Origin of the sequence: Pseudomonas sp. LPH60, assembly GCF_030718165.1 — a bacterium.
Lineage (GTDB): Bacteria > Pseudomonadota > Gammaproteobacteria > Pseudomonadales > Pseudomonadaceae > Aquipseudomonas > Aquipseudomonas danubii.
This window is the reverse complement of the sequence record NZ_JAVAJH010000005.1, coordinates 113,264-131,497: the sequence shown is the minus strand read 5'-3', so window position 1 is coordinate 131,497 and position 18,234 is coordinate 113,264. Positions and strand designations below refer to the sequence as shown.

The 18,234-nt window shown below is 64.2% G+C and carries 16 protein-coding genes and 1 pseudogene; 13 read left to right on the top strand and 4 right to left on the bottom strand.

Going from position 1 to position 18,234, the window contains the following annotated elements; all coding sequences use genetic code 11:
* Positions 1–83: 83 nt before the first annotated feature.
* Together mgrA and Q8O96_RS19135 are read right to left on the bottom strand one after the other, a co-directional pair.
* Entirely contained in the window at positions 84–1,121 is a 1,038-nt protein-coding gene (gene mgrA, locus Q8O96_RS19140; RefSeq protein WP_102862639.1) for an L-glyceraldehyde 3-phosphate reductase, read from the bottom strand.
* A 1,119-nt stretch (positions 1,122–2,240) separates the two neighbouring features.
* A pseudogene (locus tag Q8O96_RS19135) lies at positions 2,241–2,339 on the bottom strand (LysR family transcriptional regulator); the annotation flags it as partial.
* A gap of 180 nt (positions 2,340–2,519) precedes the next feature.
* Here Q8O96_RS19135 and Q8O96_RS19130 point away from each other — a divergent pair.
* Entirely contained in the window at positions 2,520–2,777 is a 258-nt protein-coding gene (locus Q8O96_RS19130) for a hypothetical protein (protein WP_102862638.1), read from the top strand.
* A 9-nt stretch (positions 2,778–2,786) separates the two neighbouring features.
* Here the strand turns inward: Q8O96_RS19130 and betT are convergent, their stop codons facing one another.
* Both betT and epsC read right to left on the bottom strand, forming a co-directional pair.
* Positions 2,787–4,748, bottom strand: coding sequence for a choline transporter BetT (gene betT, locus Q8O96_RS19125; protein ID WP_162884165.1), 1,962 nt, complete (start codon positions 4,746–4,748; stop codon positions 2,787–2,789).
* Positions 4,749–5,244: 496 nt separating this feature from the next.
* Positions 5,245–6,171 carry a serine O-acetyltransferase EpsC gene (gene epsC / locus Q8O96_RS19120; protein ID WP_115581371.1) on the bottom strand — a complete coding sequence of 309 codons (927 nt, stop codon included), beginning with the start codon at positions 6,169–6,171 and terminating at the stop codon, positions 5,245–5,247.
* A gap of 189 nt (positions 6,172–6,360) precedes the next feature.
* Here epsC and Q8O96_RS19115 point away from each other — a divergent pair, with 189 nt between their 5' ends.
* The 12 genes from Q8O96_RS19115 (at position 6,361) to Q8O96_RS19060 (ending at position 18,127) form a co-directional block, all read left to right on the top strand.
* Complete coding sequence (locus Q8O96_RS19115) at positions 6,361–7,356, top strand: D-cysteine desulfhydrase (protein ID WP_115581370.1); 996 nt, start codon at positions 6,361–6,363, stop codon at positions 7,354–7,356.
* Positions 7,357–7,673: 317 nt separating this feature from the next.
* Positions 7,674–8,471: a cystine ABC transporter substrate-binding protein gene (gene tcyJ / locus Q8O96_RS19110; RefSeq protein ID WP_102862634.1), complete on the top strand. Its 798-nt coding sequence runs from the start codon at positions 7,674–7,676 to the stop codon at positions 8,469–8,471.
* Complete coding sequence (gene tcyL, locus Q8O96_RS19105; RefSeq protein ID WP_060837016.1) at positions 8,471–9,136, top strand: cystine ABC transporter permease; 666 nt, start codon at positions 8,471–8,473, stop codon at positions 9,134–9,136. The genes tcyJ and tcyL overlap by 1 nt, the downstream gene beginning before the upstream one ends.
* A 4-nt stretch (positions 9,137–9,140) precedes the next feature.
* Positions 9,141–9,893 (top strand): L-cystine ABC transporter ATP-binding protein TcyN, encoded by a 753-nt coding sequence (tcyN, locus tag Q8O96_RS19100; RefSeq protein WP_060837015.1) that lies wholly within the window; start codon positions 9,141–9,143, stop codon positions 9,891–9,893.
* 55 nt (positions 9,894–9,948) lie between these two features.
* Positions 9,949–10,335, top strand: a complete 387-nt coding sequence (locus Q8O96_RS19095; RefSeq protein WP_060842165.1) for a DUF2750 domain-containing protein — start codon at positions 9,949–9,951, stop codon at positions 10,333–10,335.
* A 373-nt stretch (positions 10,336–10,708) separates the two neighbouring features.
* Positions 10,709–11,950, top strand: coding sequence for an SfnB family sulfur acquisition oxidoreductase (locus Q8O96_RS19090; RefSeq protein WP_305949237.1), 1,242 nt, complete (start codon positions 10,709–10,711; stop codon positions 11,948–11,950).
* Between the two features lie 39 nt (positions 11,951–11,989).
* A complete protein-coding gene (locus tag Q8O96_RS19085) occupies positions 11,990–13,189 on the top strand; it encodes an SfnB family sulfur acquisition oxidoreductase (protein WP_305949236.1) in 1,200 nt (399 codons plus the stop codon).
* The gene (locus tag Q8O96_RS19080; RefSeq protein ID WP_305949235.1) at positions 13,189–14,556 is read left to right on the top strand and encodes an LLM class flavin-dependent oxidoreductase; all 1,368 of its coding nucleotides are present in this window, start codon (positions 13,189–13,191) and stop codon (positions 14,554–14,556) included. Before Q8O96_RS19085 ends, Q8O96_RS19080 begins: the two co-directional genes overlap by 1 nt.
* A gap of 210 nt (positions 14,557–14,766) precedes the next feature.
* The gene (locus tag Q8O96_RS19075) at positions 14,767–15,576 is read left to right on the top strand and encodes a MetQ/NlpA family ABC transporter substrate-binding protein (RefSeq protein WP_102862629.1); all 810 of its coding nucleotides are present in this window, start codon (positions 14,767–14,769) and stop codon (positions 15,574–15,576) included.
* Between the two features lies 1 nt (position 15,577).
* A complete protein-coding gene (locus Q8O96_RS19070; RefSeq protein WP_305949234.1) occupies positions 15,578–16,702 on the top strand; it encodes a methionine ABC transporter ATP-binding protein in 1,125 nt (374 codons plus the stop codon).
* Positions 16,692–17,336, top strand: a complete 645-nt coding sequence (locus Q8O96_RS19065; protein ID WP_047300926.1) for a methionine ABC transporter permease — start codon at positions 16,692–16,694, stop codon at positions 17,334–17,336. The genes Q8O96_RS19070 and Q8O96_RS19065 overlap by 11 nt, the downstream gene beginning before the upstream one ends.
* A gap of 164 nt (positions 17,337–17,500) precedes the next feature.
* Complete coding sequence (locus tag Q8O96_RS19060) at positions 17,501–18,127, top strand: bifunctional 2-polyprenyl-6-hydroxyphenol methylase/3-demethylubiquinol 3-O-methyltransferase UbiG (protein WP_305949233.1); 627 nt, start codon at positions 17,501–17,503, stop codon at positions 18,125–18,127.
* Positions 18,128–18,234 lie beyond the last annotated feature (107 nt).

Sequence of the window (18,234 nt, the reverse complement as noted above, 5' to 3'; positions counted from 1 at the left end):
CTGCGCCCCACTCCAGACGCCCAGACAGCCCCCGACAGATAACTCTGTTGGGGGCTGTTTGCTCAATGCAGACCCTGAAGGACCTACTCTGCCGTCGATGGCCTTTCCCACAGGTTGATCCGCCCCTCTTTGGCGAAATGATCGATTTCCGCCAGCTCCTCCACGGTAAAACTCAAGTTCTGCAACGCCCCGACATTCTCGATGATCTGCTCCGGCCGGCTCGCGCCAATCAGCGCCGACGTCACCCGCGGGTCGCGCAGGGTCCACGCCAGGGCCAACTGCGCCAGGCTCTGGCCGCGATTCCTGGCGATCTCGTTGAGGGCCCGCACATGGGCGATATTGGCCTCGGACAAATGAGCGGCCTGTAACGAACCACCGCCCGGACGATTGACTCGCGCATCCTCGGGAATGCCATTGAGGTACTTGTCGGTTAGCAGCCCCTGGGCCAGCGGCGTAAAGGCGATGACCCCGACCCCAAGCTCGTCGGTGGTATCCAGCAAGTCCTTCTCCACCCAGCGGTTGAGCATGTTGTAGGCCGGCTGATGGATCAGCAACGGCACCTTCCACTCCTTGAGCAGCGCGGCGATTTCCCGGGTTTTCACCCCGGAGTAGGAAGAAATGCCGATGTACAGCGCCTTGCCCTGCTGCACCGCGCTGGCCAGGGCGCTGGCGGTTTCCTCCAGCGGGGTATCCGGGTCGAAACGATGGGAATAAAAGATATCCACATAGTCCAGGCCCAGGCGCTGCAGGCTCTGGTCCAGGCTGGCCAGCACATACTTGCGCGAGCCTCCGCCCTGGCCGTAAGGCCCGGGCCACATGTCCCAACCGGCCTTGCTGGAGATGATCAACTCATCGCGATAGGCCTTGAAGTCTTCCCGCAGCAGCCGGCCGAAGTTGATCTCGGCACTGCCATAGGGCGGGCCATAGTTATTGGCCAGGTCGAAGTGATTGATGCCCAGGTCGAAAGCCGTGCGCAGCAAGGCGCGTTGGGTATCGATGGGCGTGCTGTCGCCAAAGTTGTGCCAAAGCCCCAGGGACAGCGCCGGCAGCACCAGGCCACTGCGTCCGACACGGCGATAGGGAATGGAGTCGTAGCGATTTTCGGCAGCTAGATAAGTCATCGAATCCTCTTTGGGTTGGGGTCAATCTGGAAGGGTTAACCTCGGCACACACATTGCCGGCCTAACTCACCGGCACACCACCGTGGGTACGGCCCTTCATACTCTGCTCTGAACAATCCGCGCCACTGCAGTTCCGGATTCTCCTGCGCCGCAAAATCCTGCAACCCTGCCGGACGATGCGATACCCACTGCCGGAAGGACTCAAATTTTCCCGGGCACGACGCTTGCGGTCAGCCATGACAACGAGCGCACCAGGCACGAGCTTCATGGATTACATACTAAATTCGTACTACCCGAGACACCCTTTCAGGTCGACGTAAAAGTCCTCGATGCAGGCCCGGGAGGACCGCACAGTGAACACCACCTCAGCGGTTTGCACCGCCAGATCGCGCCCGCTCTCGAAGACCCGGACTGGACAATCACGGGATAACCCTGGGATGGCCGCGCCACATTCAACGGCCCTTTGATTGGGAAGATTGCCGCGAAACTGTCCAGTAAATGCGGAAACTGCGGGTTATCGTAGTGACTACTCATCCTATCCCGGACACAGGCATCGCCCTGCCATTTGCCCCAAAGCCCGGTCACTGACTGATAGAACTTCCGTGCCCGACGATGAGGTTCGACATGTTGCTCACGACCGAAATTCGCGCTTCGATGGCATTGTCGGAATTCACCCGACCCACCCCTTCCGCCGCCTGAAAGAAGGGCCTTTATGCCTCTCTACGTACTACGTAGCACGGTACGTTATAGTTCTTAGCATTAGTGGCAATACGCCCCGTTCGCTCGATCACGGCCGCCAAGGCCCAGCACACAACCAAGGGTTCGAAGAAGGTGGAGCGGGCCATGCGCTCGGCAATGGAGTCTGTGGCGCTTGCCAGGCTGCCGGCGACAAACAGCGCATCGAAGCGACAGGGCTCCGGCGATCTGCGCCAATTCTTTATAGACCGCAAAATCCAGTCTTGCCTGGGCCGGCACATCTGCATGACGCCAGGCAGCAAGGTGCTGATCGACAGCCATAAGACAGGTCCCGAGCTTGTTTGGCGGGGGGGGAACTGAGCACGGATGACTCCATGCTCATGCTGCAAAAGGGACAACCCCAAAGCCCGCCGCAAGAGCCGGTCGATGCGCTCCGAGCTCGTCCAGGCTGCGCGGCTCACCGTGATGCGCCAAATAGCTCGGGCTGGCGCAGGTCACCTGCTGCAAATTCGCCACCCTTCGGGGCAATCAGCGAGGGCGGCCGCAGCTTCCTGGCAAGCCCGGCGGCGGCCTGGGTCAACGGACAGATTCTGCAGGCCAATGGCGGGCGGGTTTGACGCCTATGCTCGAAACACAAGCCCGTAAATCCATTCACCGGCAAGCGGTACGCCGCCTGGCCGCTCCTGCAAGGAGATGCCCATCATGCACACCACCATCATCATCACCTTCGGCCTGATCCTGCTGGCGCTGGTGCTGTTTATCGGCGAACGACTGGGCTTTGCCCGACAGACATTGAGCTATGGATTTACTGGGTTGTGGCTGGCGTTGACGGTGATCAACGGCGCGGTGGGGATGGTCACCGCCCATCAGCCCCTGAGATCGGAACTGATGGTCGGCAGCCTGGTGTTTGCCGTGCCAGTGCTGGCCCTGGTGCTCTACCTGCTGTTCACCAGGGCCTGAGCGCCTGGCTCAGCGCACCAGATGCAGGAACTGCATGTGGCGTTCGTACTGGTCGAGGATGTCGTTGATGATCTGTTCCTTGCTGTAGCCCATCAGATCGTAATCCTGACTGCCCTCGGCCAGGTGCACCTCGGCCCGGTAGTAACGGCGATTGCGCAGCTCTTTGGGGCCCATGCCACCGCGGGCGAAGGACGGGGTGAAGTAGCCGCGCATCTGCACCTGGTAGATGAACGGGTGCTGGTCGCCATGACCGATTTCCAGGCTCACGCTGTCGTTGGCCGGGTCGGGCTGGGTCACCACGTTCAGGCCCTTCTCGGCGAACACCGCGGTCACCTCTTCGATGGCTGGGCGCACCGTCTGGTCAAGGAAGCGATACACCTCATCCCGGGACGGGAAGTGCACCGCCTGGCTCAGGCGCTGGCGCCAGCCGCCCTTGCCGCGCCGCGAAGGCGCCACCGGGGCCAGGGAATGCAGCTGGGCGATGCGCCGCTGCGACTCCAGGTAGAACGCCTTGTGCAGCCCCCACATCATCAACAGCAGAATCAGCGAGAACGGCAGCGAGGTCAGCACCACCGCCGACTTCAGCGAGTCGATGCTGCCAGCGAACAGCAACGCGCTGGTGACCAGCGCGGTCATCGCGCCCCAGAACACCCGCAGCCATTTCGGCCCGTCTTCATCGGCGTTGCCGCCACGGGCCGACAGGGTCGAGAGCACCACGGTGCCGGAGTCCGCCGAGGTGACGAAGAACACGAAGCTGATGAACACCGTGACCGCGATCACGGTCTTGCTCCAGGGGTAGGTTTCCAGCAGCAGGTAGAGGGTCATCGACGGGTTCTCGATGGCCGACAGGCCCAGGGCGCTCATGCCGTGGTTGAGCACCTGGTCGATGGCGCTGTTACCGAAGATCGACATCCACGCCAGGGTGAAGCCCAGGGGAATCAGCAGCACGCCGAAGACGAACTCACGAATGGTCCGGCCCCGGGAAATCCGTGCGATGAACAGCCCCACGAAGGGCGACCAGGCAATCCACCAGGCCCAGTAGAACACCGTCCAGCCGCCCAGCCAGTCGCTGGGTTTGTTATAGGCGTAGACGTCGAAACTCTTGACCGGCAAGGCACCCAGGTAATCCCCCAGGTTCTGGATCAGGGTGTTGAGCAGGTGCTGGGTCGGACCGGCGAACAGCACGAACAGCAGCAGCGCCACCGCCAGCAGCATGTTGATGTCGGACATCACCCGCACGCCCTTGTCGACTCCGGACACCGCAACAATGATCGCCGCGCCCATCATCAGGGTGATCAGGCCAACCTGAATCCACTGGGTGTGAGCGATGCCGAACAGGTAGTCGAGGCCGGAGTTCAGGTGCAGCACACCAAAGCCCATGTCGGCACCCAGGCCGAACACCGTGGCGATGATGCCGAAACCGTCCACCGCGTAGCCGATGGGGCCGTTGATGCGCTTGCCGATCAGCGGATACAGCGCCGAACGCAGGGCCAGCGGCAGGTTATGCCGGTAGGCGAAGTAGGCCAGGGCCATGCCGACGAAGGCGAACACCCCCCAGCCGTGCAGGCCCCAGTGCAGGAACAGCAACTGCATGCCCTGGCGCGCCGCCTCGGCAGTGCCGGCCTCGCCCTGGGGCGGTTGCAGCATGTGGGTCAGGGGTTCGGAAACGCAGAAGAAGAACAGGGTGATGCTGATCCCGGCGGCGAACAGCATGCCGGCCCAGGACAGGTAACTGAACTCGGGTTCGTCGTGGTCGGCACCGAGCTTGATCTTGCCGTAGCCGGACAAGGCGGTGACCACCACGAAGACCAGGTACAGGGTCATCGCCAGCATGTAGTACCAGCCGACCGTGTTGGCCGCCCAGTTTTGCGCCGCCAGGAGCCAGGCGCCGGCCTGTTCGGGCATGGAAATCACCACCACGCCGAAGATCAGGATAAAGCTCGCGGCGAAGTAGAACACCGGAGGGTTCATGCGAATCAGAGTATTCGCGGAGCTGGATGGCGCACTCATGACGGGTGCACCTCGAAGGGATGAAACATGGCTGAAATGTACGGACTCAGCAAAGGCAAGCCTCCTGTTGTGAGCGGGCAGCGAACCACCGGTTTAACTTGAACGAGCGTTCAAGTTAAACATGGATAGGCGGTCGAGGACTAATCGCAGGGCTCAGCGGTACTGTTCAGTACGCTAGCTCAGGGAAGGGTATGACGGATGACGAACGGAATCGTTCAGCAGAAAAAACGCTGCAGGCTGTGTGTGGCGGTTGATCGTCAAGCAAGGTCCTGCGGACCTTTTCGCAGCCTCGCAGCCTCGCAGGCTCGGCAGCGGCTACAAGAGGCCGGTGCGGCGGGAGGCATGGGCGCCTCTGTAGCCGCTGCCGCAGGCTGCGAACGAGCCGCAGGCTCGCCGGCGATCTCACCACCGCCGAGGCCCCTGCGGTGCCTGCGGCAGCGGCTACAGAAGGCCAGTCCTACTTTTGCGAGCCGTCGTCGTGCTGCAGGTTGGCCTGGGTCAGGTTGCAACCGGCCGGCACGCTGCGGGTCAGCCAGACGTTGCCGCCAATGGTCGAACCCTTGCCGATGGTGATGCGCCCGAGAATGGTCGCGCCGGCATAGATCACCACGTCGTCCTCGACGATCGGGTGACGCGGGTGGCCCTTCTGCAACTGACCGTCTTCGTCCGCCGGGAAGCGCTTGGCACCCAGGGTCACCGCCTGGTAGATGCGCACCCGCTCGCCGATGATCGCGGTCTCGCCGATCACCACACCCGTGCCGTGATCGATGAAGAAGCTGCGGCCGATCTGCGCCCCGGGATGAATGTCGATGCCGGTGGCCGAGTGGGCGATTTCCGAACTGATCCGCGCCAGCAGCGGCAGACCGGCGCGATACAGATGGTGCGCCAGGCGGTGGTGGATCACCGCCAGGATGCCCGGGTAGCACAGCAGCACTTCATCCACGCTGCGGGCCGCCGGATCACCGTGGTAGGCCGCGAGCACGTCGGTGTCCAGCAACACCCGCAGGCCGGGCAGGGCCAGGGCGAAGTCCTGGATCAGGCGGATCGCCCGGGCGTTGACTTCGGCATCCGCCTCGCCGTTCTGCCGGGCCACATAACGCAGCTCCAGGCGCGCCTGGGCCAGCAAGGCATTGAGCGCCGCGTCCAGGGTGTGGCCAACGTAAAAGTCTTCACTCTCTTCGCGCAAATCCACAGGCCCCAGGCGCATGGGGAACAGCGCACCGCACAGGGCCTCGAGGATCTCCGCCATGGCCGCTCGCGACGGCAGTTCGCGCCCGCCCTGCTCACCACTGACCCGACCGTTGCGGCTACGCCACTGATCACGGGCATCACGCAGTTGGCCAACGATGGTCTGCAATTGCCAATGGCTGGAACGCTCGCTCACGATAAGACTCCTTACTCGGGCGGCCGGACAATCGGGCCGCGCAAACGGCGATCACTTTACGCCCCACCAGGGCGAGGTTTAAGAACTAATTGTTCGGCTCACAGCACTTTTTCGCATAAGCGATTGACGGTTGCCCGGGCAAATATCGCTGCCTATAGTCCTTGCACCTTCCCTGTTCCGTGCGGACTCATGATCAAACAACAGCTTGCCCGCTTTAATCGTCTGGACCTGCTCGGGTCTACCACCGCCCTGGAAAAACTCGAACGCCTGTCGACCTGGATCGGGCGCGATATCTACGTCAAACGCGACGACACCACGCCTCTGGCCATGGGCGGCAACAAGCTGCGCAAGCTCGAATACCTGGCCGCCGACGCCCTGGCCCAGGGCGCCGACACCCTGATCACCGCCGGGGCCATCCAGTCCAACCACGTGCGCCAGACCGCGGCCCTGGCCGCCAAGCTGGGGCTGGGTTGCGTGGCCCTGCTGGAAAACCCCATCGGCACCGAAGACCCCAGCTACCTGGGCAACGGCAACCGCCTGCTGCTGGACCTGTTCGACGCCAAGGTCGAGTTGGTGGAGAACCTCGACCAGGCCGATGAACAGTTGCACGCCCTCGCCGCGCGCCTGCGCAGCAACGGCAAGAACCCCTACCTGGTGCCCATCGGCGGCTCCAACGCCCTGGGCGCCCTGGGTTATGTGCGCGCCGGCCTGGAGTTGGCGCAACAGATCGAAGACAGCGGCCTGGAATTCGCCGCGGTGGTACTGGCCTCCGGCAGCGCCGGCACCCACAGCGGCCTGGCCCTGGCCTTGAGCGAAGTGCTGCCACAGTTGCCGGTGATCGGCGTGACCGTCTCGCGCAGCGACGAGGATCAGCGGCCCAAGGTCCAGGGCCTGGCCGAACGCACTGCCGAACTGCTGGGGGTGAACCTGCCGGCGGCGTTCAACGTGCAACTGTGGGACGAATACTTCGCCCCTCGCTACGGCGAACCCAATGCCGGCACCCTGGCCGCGGTCAAGTTGCTGGCCAGCCAGGAAGGCCTGTTACTCGACCCGGTGTACACCGGCAAAGCCATGGCCGGCCTGCTGGACGGCGTCGGTCGCCAGCGTTTCAACGATGGCCCGATCATCTTCCTGCACACCGGTGGCGCCCCGGCCCTGTTCGCCTACCCCGGCGCCTTCGCGTAGGAAGTGAAGTCTTGTCTAGGAGCCGGCTTGCCGGCGAAGAGGCCCGCAAGCCTTGCGCCGACCTCGACGACGCCTTCGCTGGCAAGCCAGCTCCTACGAGGAAGGGGATTGCTCGCGGACAACCAAACCAAAAAGAATAACAAGATGAATTTATATTATTTTTAAACCTATAAAAGTCACCTTATAGTCGCGCCGCAGGCTGATTTGCCCAAAGACGCATACGCTGCATTAAGGCAGGATAAGGCGTCACTCTCGGCTCACCGATTGGCCTGCATCTCCCACCCGCATCGTGCATAAGAAAATCACAGGGGCTTGTCATGAATTTTTCCGTACTGCGTCGCAATCTGCTGATCGGCACACTGGGCCTGGCCCTCGGTGCCGGACTGATGGGGCAAGCGGTTGCCGGCGAGCAACTGCAGAAAATCAAGGATGCGGGCGTGATCAACGTCGGCCTGGAAGGCACGTATCCACCTTTCAGCTTCGTCGACGAAAACGGCAAGCTGGCCGGCTTCGAAGTGGAATTCTCCGAAGCCCTGGCGAACAAGCTCGGGGTCAAGGTCAAGCTGCAGCCGACCAAATGGGACGGCATTCTCGCGGCCCTGGAATCCAAGCGCCTGGACGCGGTGATCAACCAGGTGACCATCTCCGAGGAGCGCAAGAAAAAGTACGACTTCTCCACACCCTACACCGTCTCCGGGATCCAGGCCCTGACCCAGAAAAAGGATGAAGGCAAGTTCAAGACCGCTGCCGACCTGGGTGGCCACAAGGTCGGCGTGGGCCTGGGCACCAACTACGAGCAATGGCTCAAGGACAACGTCCCCAACGCCATCATCAAGACCTACGACGATGATCCGACCAAGTACCAGGACCTGCGCGTAGGCCGTATCGACGCCATCCTGGTGGACCGCCTGGCGGCCTTCGAGCTGATCAAGAAAACCAAGGACACCCTGGTGGTTTCCGGCGAACCCTTCTCCCGCCAGGAAGCCGGTGTGGCCCTGCGCAAGGGCGAACCCGAACTGCTGGCCGCGGTGAACAAGGCGATCGAGGAACTGCGGGCCGACGGCACGCTGAAAAAGCTCTCGGAAAAATACTTCAACGCTGACGTCACCCAATAATGGAAGCAGGCCTGCAACTGGCGCTGGATTCAGCGCCATTTCTCCTCAAGGGCGCGTATTACACGGTCATCCTCAGCCTCGGCGGCATGTTCTTCGGGCTGCTGCTGGGCTTTGGCCTGGCCTTGATGCGACTGTCGCGCCTGACCCTGGTGAGCTGGATTGCCCGGGTCTACGTGTCGTTCTTTCGCGGCACGCCGCTGTTGGTGCAGCTGTTCGTGATCTATTACGGCCTGCCGCAACTGGGGCTGGAACTGGATCCGTTGCCCGCCGCGCTGATCGGCTTCTCCCTGAACATGGCGGCCTACGCTTGTGAAATCCTCCGGGCCGCCATCGGCTCCATCGAGCGCGGTCAATGGGAAGCCGCCGCCAGCATCGGCATGACCCGGGCCCAGACCCTGCGCCGGGCGATCCTGCCGCAAGCCATGCGCACGGCCCTGCCGCCGCTGGGCAACAGCTTCATTTCCCTGGTCAAGGACACCGCCCTGGCCGCCACTATCCAGGTGCCGGAACTGTTCCGCCAGGCGCAGCTGATCACCGCCCGTACCTTCGAAATCTTCACCATGTATCTTGCCGCCGCGCTGATCTACTGGGTTCTGGCCAGCGTGCTCGCGCACCTGCAGAACCGCCTGGAGCAGCGGGTCAATCGGCACGACCAGGAGTCCTGAAGCCATGATCGTGGTGGAAAAACTGACCAAGCAGTTCAAGGGCCAGACGGTGCTCGATGGCATCGATCTGCAGGTCAAGGAAGGCGAAGTGATTGCCATCATCGGCCCCAGTGGCTCGGGCAAGACCACCTTCCTGCGCTGCCTGAACTTTCTTGAAGAACCGACCAGCGGACGCATCCGCATCGGCGACATCGCCATCGACAGCAACATCCCCCTGAACCAGCAACAAAGCCGGATCCGCCAGTTGCGCCAGCAAGTGGGTTTCGTGTTCCAGAACTTCAACCTGTTCCCCCACCGCACCGCCCTGGAGAACGTCATCGAAGGCCCGCTGGTGGTGAAGAAGACCCCACGGGAACAGGCTGTTGCCCTGGGTCGTGCGCTGCTGGCCAAGGTCGGCCTGGCGGGCAAGGAAGACAGCTACCCCAGGCGCCTGTCCGGTGGCCAGCAGCAACGGGTGGCGATCGCCCGGGCCCTGGCCATGGAACCGCGAGTGATCCTGTTCGACGAGCCGACCTCGGCCCTGGACCCGGAACTGGTGGGCGAAGTCCTGGCCACCATCCGCAGCCTGGCCGAAGAGAAACGCACCATGATCATCGTCACCCACGAAATGGGCTTCGCCCGGGACGTGGCCAACCGGGTGATCTTCTTCGACAAGGGGGTGATCGTCGAACAGGGTGAAGCCAAAGCGCTGTTCGCCAACCCCCAGCACGAGCGCACCCGCCAGTTCCTCAGCAAGTTTCTCCACCCCGGCACATGAAGCTTGAAACTCCCCTAGCCGGCTGCCCGCTCCCCTTCCAGGCCATGGAGGCCTGATGCTGGCGCCGCAGAAAATCCATAACCTGCTCCGGCTCTCGCCCCAGGCGCGGTGTGACTACCTGATTCGCAAGGTGGCGGATTTCCAGGTCATCTGGGGGCTGTTCGCTGACGGCTGGGCCACCGCCGGCTCCGCCCAGGCCAGCGCCATCGCCATCGCCTTCTGGCCAGAGGCGGAGTTCGCCGCCTGGTGCGCCCACGGCCCATGGCACGGCTTTGAACCCAAGCCCATTGAGCTGGGCCATTTCCTCTCCCACTGGCTGCCTGGCATGCAGCGCGACGCCAGGCTCTGCCTGGTGTTTGCGGATGCGGACGGACAAGGCCTGTTGCTGCCCCCCGAGTCACTGCTGCAATCGCTCACCCACGAGCTGGATCAGTACCAATAACGCCTGCGGCGGCGCCTGAACGCTCAGCGCCGATCGCCTCACTTCGCGTGCTTGCATCCCCCTGCCCGTGTTCTTTTGCACCGACGAAAAATGCTCGCCGGCGTCTGCCGCACACCGCGCCAGCCCGCAGCCACTGGGCCGCAACCGGCCATCCTGCCGTATACGTAAAGCCCTTCTATTCATATTCCTAAAAGTTAGTTTATTTAATTTTTATACGCGCTTAGGGTATATGCACCGGACCACCGGACATTCTTGATTCTGATTTCGCCGCATGACGCGGCCTATCCAAAAGATGTGAGGTAGGTATGGTCCGGAACACAATCACCCCAGTGCAGATCGCCAGGGCATTGCGTGCAGCCAAGGAGTGGCGCTGATGTCCAGTCTGGTTGAAGCACAGGTCCAGAGCGATCTGGATATTGCCCCCCTTTTGTTGCCCGCACGGGTTCTGCGCAACGACGCCGAAGCCCTGCAAGCCGCCCATGAACTGGCCGACGCGGCCCGCCAGCAGGCCGCTCAACGCGACCGCCAGCGCAAGCTGCCCTGGGCGCAGATCGAACAATTCACCCGCAGCGGCCTGGGCAGCATTGCCGTGCCCCGCGCCTACGGCGGGCCACAGGTGTCCTTCGTCACCCTGGCCGAGGTCTTCGCGATCATTTCCGCGGCCGATCCGGCCCTGGGGCAGATCCCGCAGAACCAGTTCGGCCTCCTCGGCCTGATTCTCGGCTGCGGCAGCGAGCGGCAGAAGAAACAGCTGCTGCAGAGCGTCCTGGAAGGCTGGCGCATCGGCAATGCCGGCCCGGAGCGCGGCACCAAGAACACCCTGGAACTCAAGGCGCGGATCACCAAAGACGCCGACGGCCATGTGATCAATGGCCAGAAGTTCTACTCCACCGGCGCCCTGTTCGCCCACTGGGTAGCGGTCAAGGCACTCAACGAGGAAGGCCGCCAGGTGCTGGCCTTCGTCCGCCGTGGCACCCCAGGCTTGCGCATCGTCGACGACTGGTCCGGCTTCGGCCAACGCACCACTGCCAGCGGCACCATCCTGCTCAACGATGTGCGGGTCGAGTCCGAGCTGGTGCTGGACAACTGGCGGATCAACGAGTCGCCGAATATCCAGGGCGCGGTGTCGCAACTGATCCAGGCCGCCATCGATGCCGGCATCGCCCGGGAAGCCGTGGCCGACGCTATCCGCTTCGTGCGTGAACGGGCCCGCCCGTGGATCGACGCCAACGTCGAGCGCGCCAGCGACGACCTGTACGTGATCGCCGAGATCGGCAAGCTGCAGATCGAACTCCACGCCGCCGAGGCCCTGCTGCGCAAGGCCGGGCAAGTGCTGGACCAGGTCAGCGCGGCGCCGATCACCGCCGAGTCCGCCGCCCGCGCCTCCATCGCCGTGGCCGAAGCCAAGGTGCTGACCACCGAGATCTCGCTGCTGGCCAGCGAAAAGCTCTTCGAACTGGCTGGCAGCCGCGCCACCCTCGCCGAATTCAACCTCGATCGTCACTGGCGCAATGCCCGGGTGCACACCCTGCACGACCCGGTGCGCTGGAAGTACCACGCCGTCGGCGCCTACCACCTGAACGGCACGCTGCCGGCCCGGCATTCCTGGATTTAATCGCCCAGAACGCTTTTGACCAGATCTCTGGAGAAACACATGTCTCTTGCTCAACACGTCGCGGTCATCACCAGCGACGAACAAGCCCTGATTGTCGCCAGCGACCTGGCGGAAGACTTCAAGCGCGACAGCGCCCTGCGCGACCGTGAACGGCGCCTGCCCCATCCCGAGCTGGAAGCCTTCAGCCGCTCCGGCCTGTGGGGCATCAGCGTGCCCAAGGAATACGGCGGCGCCGGAGTGTCCAACGTCACCCTGGCCAAGGTCATCGCCCTGATCGCCGAGGCCGACGCCTCCCTGGGGCAGATCCCGCAGAACCATTTCTACGCCCTGGAAGTGCTGCGGGTGAACGGCAGCGAGCCGCAGAAACAACGGCTGTACGCCGAGGTCCTGGCCGGCCGCCGCTTCGGCAACGCCCTGGCCGAGCTGGGCACCAAGACCGCCCATGACCGCACCACCCGCCTGAGCCGCGACAGCAGCGGCCAGGGCTACCGCATCGACGGGCGCAAGTTCTACGCCACCGGCGCCATCTACGCCCAGCGCATCCCCACCTCGGTGGTGGATGAGCACGGCGTGCAGCAACTGGCCTTCGTCCCCGCCGACGCCCAGGGCCTGAGCGTGATCGACGACTGGAGCGGCTTCGGCCAACGCACCACCGGCAGCGGCTCGGTGCTGTTTGAAAACGTCGCGGTGGACGAGGCCGACGTGGTGCCGTTCCAGAGCGCCTTCGAACGCCCGACCCCGGTCGGTCCCCTGGCGCAGATCCTCCACGCCGCCATCGACACCGGCATCGCCCGCGCCGCCTACCAAGACGCCCTGCGCTTCGTGCGCACCAAGACCCGGCCCTGGATCGACTCCGGCACCGACAAGGCCACCGACGACCCACTGACCCTCAAAAGCTTCGGCCAGCTGAGCATCCGCCTGCACGCCACCGAAGCCCTGCTGGAGCGCGCCGGGGAATTCCTCGACCGGGCCCAGGCCGAGACCAACGCCGACACCGTGGCCGCCGCCTCCATCGCCGTGGCCGAGGTCCGCGCCCTGAGCACGGAAATCTCCCTGGCCGCCGGCAGCACCCTGTTCGAACTGGCGGGCAGCCAGGCGACCCTGGCCGAGCACGACCTCGACCGCCACTGGCGCAACGCCCGGGTGCACACCCTGCACGACCCGGTGCGCTGGAAGTACCACGCGGTGGGCAACTACTACCTCAACCAGCAGAACCCGCCACTGCGGGGGACCATCTGATGGCCGCTGCCGAAACCGTCAAGAAGAAGATCCTGCTCAACGCCTTCAACATGAACTGCGTCGGGCACATCAACCACGGCCTGTGGACCCACCCGCGGGACAACTCGACCCAGTACAAGACCCTCGAGTACTGGACCGAACTGGCCCAGCTGCTGGAGCGCGGGCTGTTCGACGGGCTGTTCATCGCCGACATCGTCGGGGTCTACGACGTCTACCAGAACTCGGTGGACGTGACCCTCAAGGAGTCGATCCAGCTGCCGGTCAACGACCCGCTGCTGCTGGTCTCGGCCATGGCGGCAGTGACCAAGAACCTGGGCTTCGGCCTCACCGCCAACCTCACCTACGAGGCGCCCTACCTGTTCGCCCGGCGCCTTTCCACCCTCGACCACCTGAGCCGTGGCCGGGTCGGCTGGAACATCGTCACCGGCTACCTGGACAGCGCCGCCCAGGCCATGGGCCTGAAGCAGCAGATCGAGCACGACCGTCGCTACGACCAGGCCGATGAGTACCTGGAGGTGCTGTACAAGCTCTGGGAAGGCAGCTGGGAAGACGACGCGGTGCTTGATGACCGCGAGCAGCGCATCTATGCCCAGCCGGACAAAGTGCACAAGGTCGAGCACCAGGGCGAGTTCTATCAGGTCAGCGGTTATCACCTGTGCGAGCCCTCGCCGCAGCGCACCCCGGTGCTGTTCCAGGCCGGCAGCTCGGACCGCGGCCTGCTGTTCGCCGGGCGCCACGCCGAGTGCGTGTTCATCAGTGGGCAGAACAAGGCGGCGACCAAGGCCCAGGTGGACAAGGTCCGCGCCAGCGCCGTGGCCGCCGGGCGCAATCCCGAGGACATCAAGGTCTTCATGGGCCTCAACGTGATCGTTGGCCAGACCGAGGAACTGGCCTGGCAGAAGCACGCCGAGTACCGCCGCTACGCCAGCGCCGAGGCCGGGGTGGCGCATTTTTCCGCGTCCACCGCGATCGACTTTTCCCAATACGAGATCGACGAACCTATCCAGTACGTGAAGAGCAACGCCATCCAGTCGGCCACCAAGCACCTGCAGAACAACGACTGGACCCGGCGCAAGCTGCTGGAACAGCACGCCCTGGGCGGCCGCTACTTCACCGTGGTCGGCTCGCCGCAGCAGGTGGCCGACGAGCTGGAATCCTGGATCGCCGAAACCGGCCTGGACGGCTTCAACCTGACCCGCATCGTCACCCCGGAAAGCTATGTCGACTTCATCGATCTGGTGATCCCCGAACTGCAACGCCGTGGCTCCTACAAGACCGCCTACGACGACGGCACCCTGCGGGAAAAACTGTTCCACGAAGGCCGCAAACTGCCGCAACGACACACCGGCGCGGCCTACCGCCGCTGACCACCCTGTGACGAGGGAGCCTGCTCTCGCTGGCTTGCGCAGCAAGCCCAAACCCGGACGACGCGGTATGCCTGCAACACCGTGGCGCCTGGGTCCAGGGCCGCGATGCGGCCCAGCGGGAGCAAGCGCTCTCGCCACAGACAGCGGTCTTCGCCACACCCAAACGCAATTGTTCAACCTCCTCATTCGGATTGACTGGAAGTAACCACCATGAAAACCACGCTCCTGCGCCACCCGGTCAAAGCCCTGGCCCTCGCCCTCGGTCTGTTCAGCAGCGCCGTGTTCGCCGCCGACGCACCGCTCAAGGTCGGCACCACCGCCGCCTTCGCCATTCCCCTGGAGGCCGCCGTGGAAGAGGCCGGCAAGCAGGGCCTGAAGGTGCAGTTGGTGGAGTTCACCGACTGGATCGCGCCCAACGTCAGCCTGGCCGCCGGCGACATCGACGTGAACTACTTCCAGCACATCCCCTTCCTGGAAAACGCCAAGGCCGCCGCCGGTTTCGATCTGGTGCCCTTCGCCCCGGGCATCATCAACAACGTCGGCCTGTACTCGAAGAAATACAAAAGCTTCGCCGAGCTGCCCGAAGGCGCCAGCGTGGCCATCGCCAACGACCCGATCAACAGCGGACGCGGCCTGCAACTGCTGGCCAAGGCCGGGCTGATCACCCTCAAGCCGGGCGTGGGCTACAAGGCCACCGAAGACGACATCGTCAGCAACCCGAAGCAGATCAAGATCCTCCAGGTCGAAGCCGTGCAACTGGTGCGCGCCTATGACGACGCCGACCTGGTCCAGGGCTACCCGGCCTACATCCGTCTGGCCAAGACCTTCGACGCCGGCTCGGCGCTGCTGTTCGACGGCCTGGACCACAAGGAGTACGTGATCCAGTTCGTGATCCAGCCCAAGAGCAAGAACGACCCGCGGCTGATCAAGTTCGTCGATATCTACCAACACTCGCCAGCCGTTCGGGCCGCCCTGGATAAAGCCCACGGCAAGCTCTACCAAGCCGGCTGGGAAGGTTGAGATGAGTGTCGCGACGCTGCAGCGCAAGCTGCCGGAAACTGCGCCAAAGAGCGCCGAGCAGACCGAGCTGCACCCCGAGCTGAACCGCGCCCAGGTGCGCTTCATCGGCCTGGGCAAGACCTACCAGGGCCAGCAGGGCCCGGTGCAGGCCCTGCACGGCATCGACCTTTCGATCCAGCGCGGCGAGGTGTTCGGCATCATCGGCCGCAGCGGCGCCGGCAAATCGTCGCTGATCCGCACCATCAACCGCCTGGAGCAACCCAGCAGCGGCCGGGTGCTGATCGATCAGGTGGACATCGGCGATTTCGACGAAGACCGCCTGGTGGCCCTGCGCCGACGCATCGGCATGATCTTCCAGCACTTCAACCTGATGTCGGCCAAGACCGTGTGGCACAACGTCGAGCTGCCGCTGAAGGTGGCCGGGGTGCCCAAGGCCGAGCGCCAGCGCAAGGTCCGCGAACTGCTGGAACTGGTGGGCCTCAAGGACAAGCACCAGGCCTACCCGGCGCAACTGTCCGGCGGCCAGAAGCAGCGGGTGGGCATCGCCCGGGCCCTGGTCCACGATCCCGAGATCCTGCTGTGCGACGAAGCCACTTCGGCCCTGGACCCGGAAACCACCCAGTCGATCCTCGCCCTGCTCAAAGAGATCAACCAGCGCCTGGGCCTGACCATCATCCTCATCACCCACGAGATGGCGGTGATCCGCGAGATCTGCGACCGGGTGGTGGTGCTGGAGCACGGGCGCATCGTCGAGCAGGGGCCGGTCTGGGAAGTCTTCGGCAACCCGCAACACGAGGTCAGCAAGACCCTGCTGGCGCCCTTGCAGCACGGCCTGCCGCCCGAGCTGCAAAGCCGCCTGCGCAGTCATGCGCAATCGTCCGAGGCCGCCGTGGTGCTGAGCCTGCGCTTTACCGGCAGCCAGACTGAGGAGCCGGACCTGGCGGCGCTGTTCGGCGCCCTGGGCGGCCGCGTGCGCCTGCTGCAAGGTGGCGTCGAACGCATCCAGGGCCACGCCCTGGGGCAACTGCTGCTGGCCGTCCAGGGCTCGTCCCTGGGGGCGGCGGAACTGCGTCAACGCGCCGGGCAATGGGCACAGCAAGTGGAGGTACTGGGCTATGTGGTTTGATCGCTTGTTGCAGGGCGTCCTCGACACCCTGCTGATGGTCGGCGTGTCCTCGCTGATTGCCCTGCTGGCGGGGATTCCCCTGGCGGTGATCCTGGTCACCAGCGGCAAGGGCGGGATCTATGAAGCGCCGAACCTGAACCGGGCCCTGGGGGCTTTCGTGAACCTGTTCCGCTCGATTCCGTTCCTGATCCTGATGGTGGCGCTGATCCCCTTTACCCGGCTGATCGTCGGCACCACCTACGGCGTGTGGGCGGCGGTGGTGCCGCTGACCATCGCCGCCACGCCGTTCTTTGCGCGCATCGCCGAAGTGAGCCTGCGGGAAGTCGATCACGGCCTGATCGAAGCGGCCCAGGCCATGGGCTGCCGACGCTGGCACATTGTCTGGCACGTGCTGCTGCCGGAAGCGCTGCCGGGCATCGTCGGCGGTTTCACCATCACCCTGGTGACCATGATCAACTCCTCGGCCATGGCCGGGGCGATTGGCGCGGGCGGGCTGGGGGACATTGCCTACCGCTACGGTTACCAGCGTTTCGACAGCCAGATCATGCTCACGGTGATCGTGCTGCTGGTGATCCTGGTGGCGGCGATCCAGCTGGGCGGCGACCGACTGGCGCGGGTGCTGAACAAGCGCTAGTGGCACCCCGTGTAGCCGCTGCCGCAGGCTGCGACAAGGTCCGCTGGACCTTGCGAGGCCCTCAAGAGCGGCGTCTCCTGCGGAGCCGTTCGCAGCCTTCGGCAGCGGCTACAGGGTGCATGGGGTATATTCGGGCCATTCCTCTTCACGCCATGCAGCCCGCCATGAAACTTGCTCCAGACGACCTAGACACCATCACCGCCACCACCCTCGGCCACTACCAGCAGGTGGCCGAAGACTTTCGTGAAGGCACCCGCGACCACGACGTCAGCCAGAACATCGACGCGCTGCTGCGGCATATCCAGGGCCCGGCGCCCTTCACCGTGCTGGATTTTGGCTGCGGTCCGGGGCGCGATCTGCAGACCTTCACTCGCCGGGGCCATGTCGCCATCGGCCTCGACGGTTGCGAGCGTTTCGCCCAGATGGCCCGGGACGACAGCGGCTGCGAAGTCTGGCAGCAGGACTTTCTCAAGCTTGATCTGCCGGAGGCCCGCTTCGACGGCATCTTCGCCAACGCAGTGCTGTTCCACATTCCCCGCCAGGAACTGCCGCGGGTGCTCAAGCAACTGCATGCCAGCCTCAAGGACGGTGGCGTGCTGTTCAGCTCCAACCCACGCGGCGACAACCAGGAAGGCTGGAACGGCCCGCGCTACGGTGCCTACCACGACCTCGCAAGCTGGCAGGCGTTGCTGACCGAGGCAGGCTTTGTCGAGCTGGAGCATTACTACCGCCCCGCCGGTCTGCCCCGGGAACAGCAACCCTGGCTGGCCAGCGTCTGGCGCAAAGCCTGAGCCCCCCGCCACACTTCCCCCATAGAAGCCGGCTTGCCGGCGAAGGCGGTTCCAGATCAGGCGCCCGCCTCCCGGGCCCCTTCGCTGGCAAGCCAGCGCCTAAATGG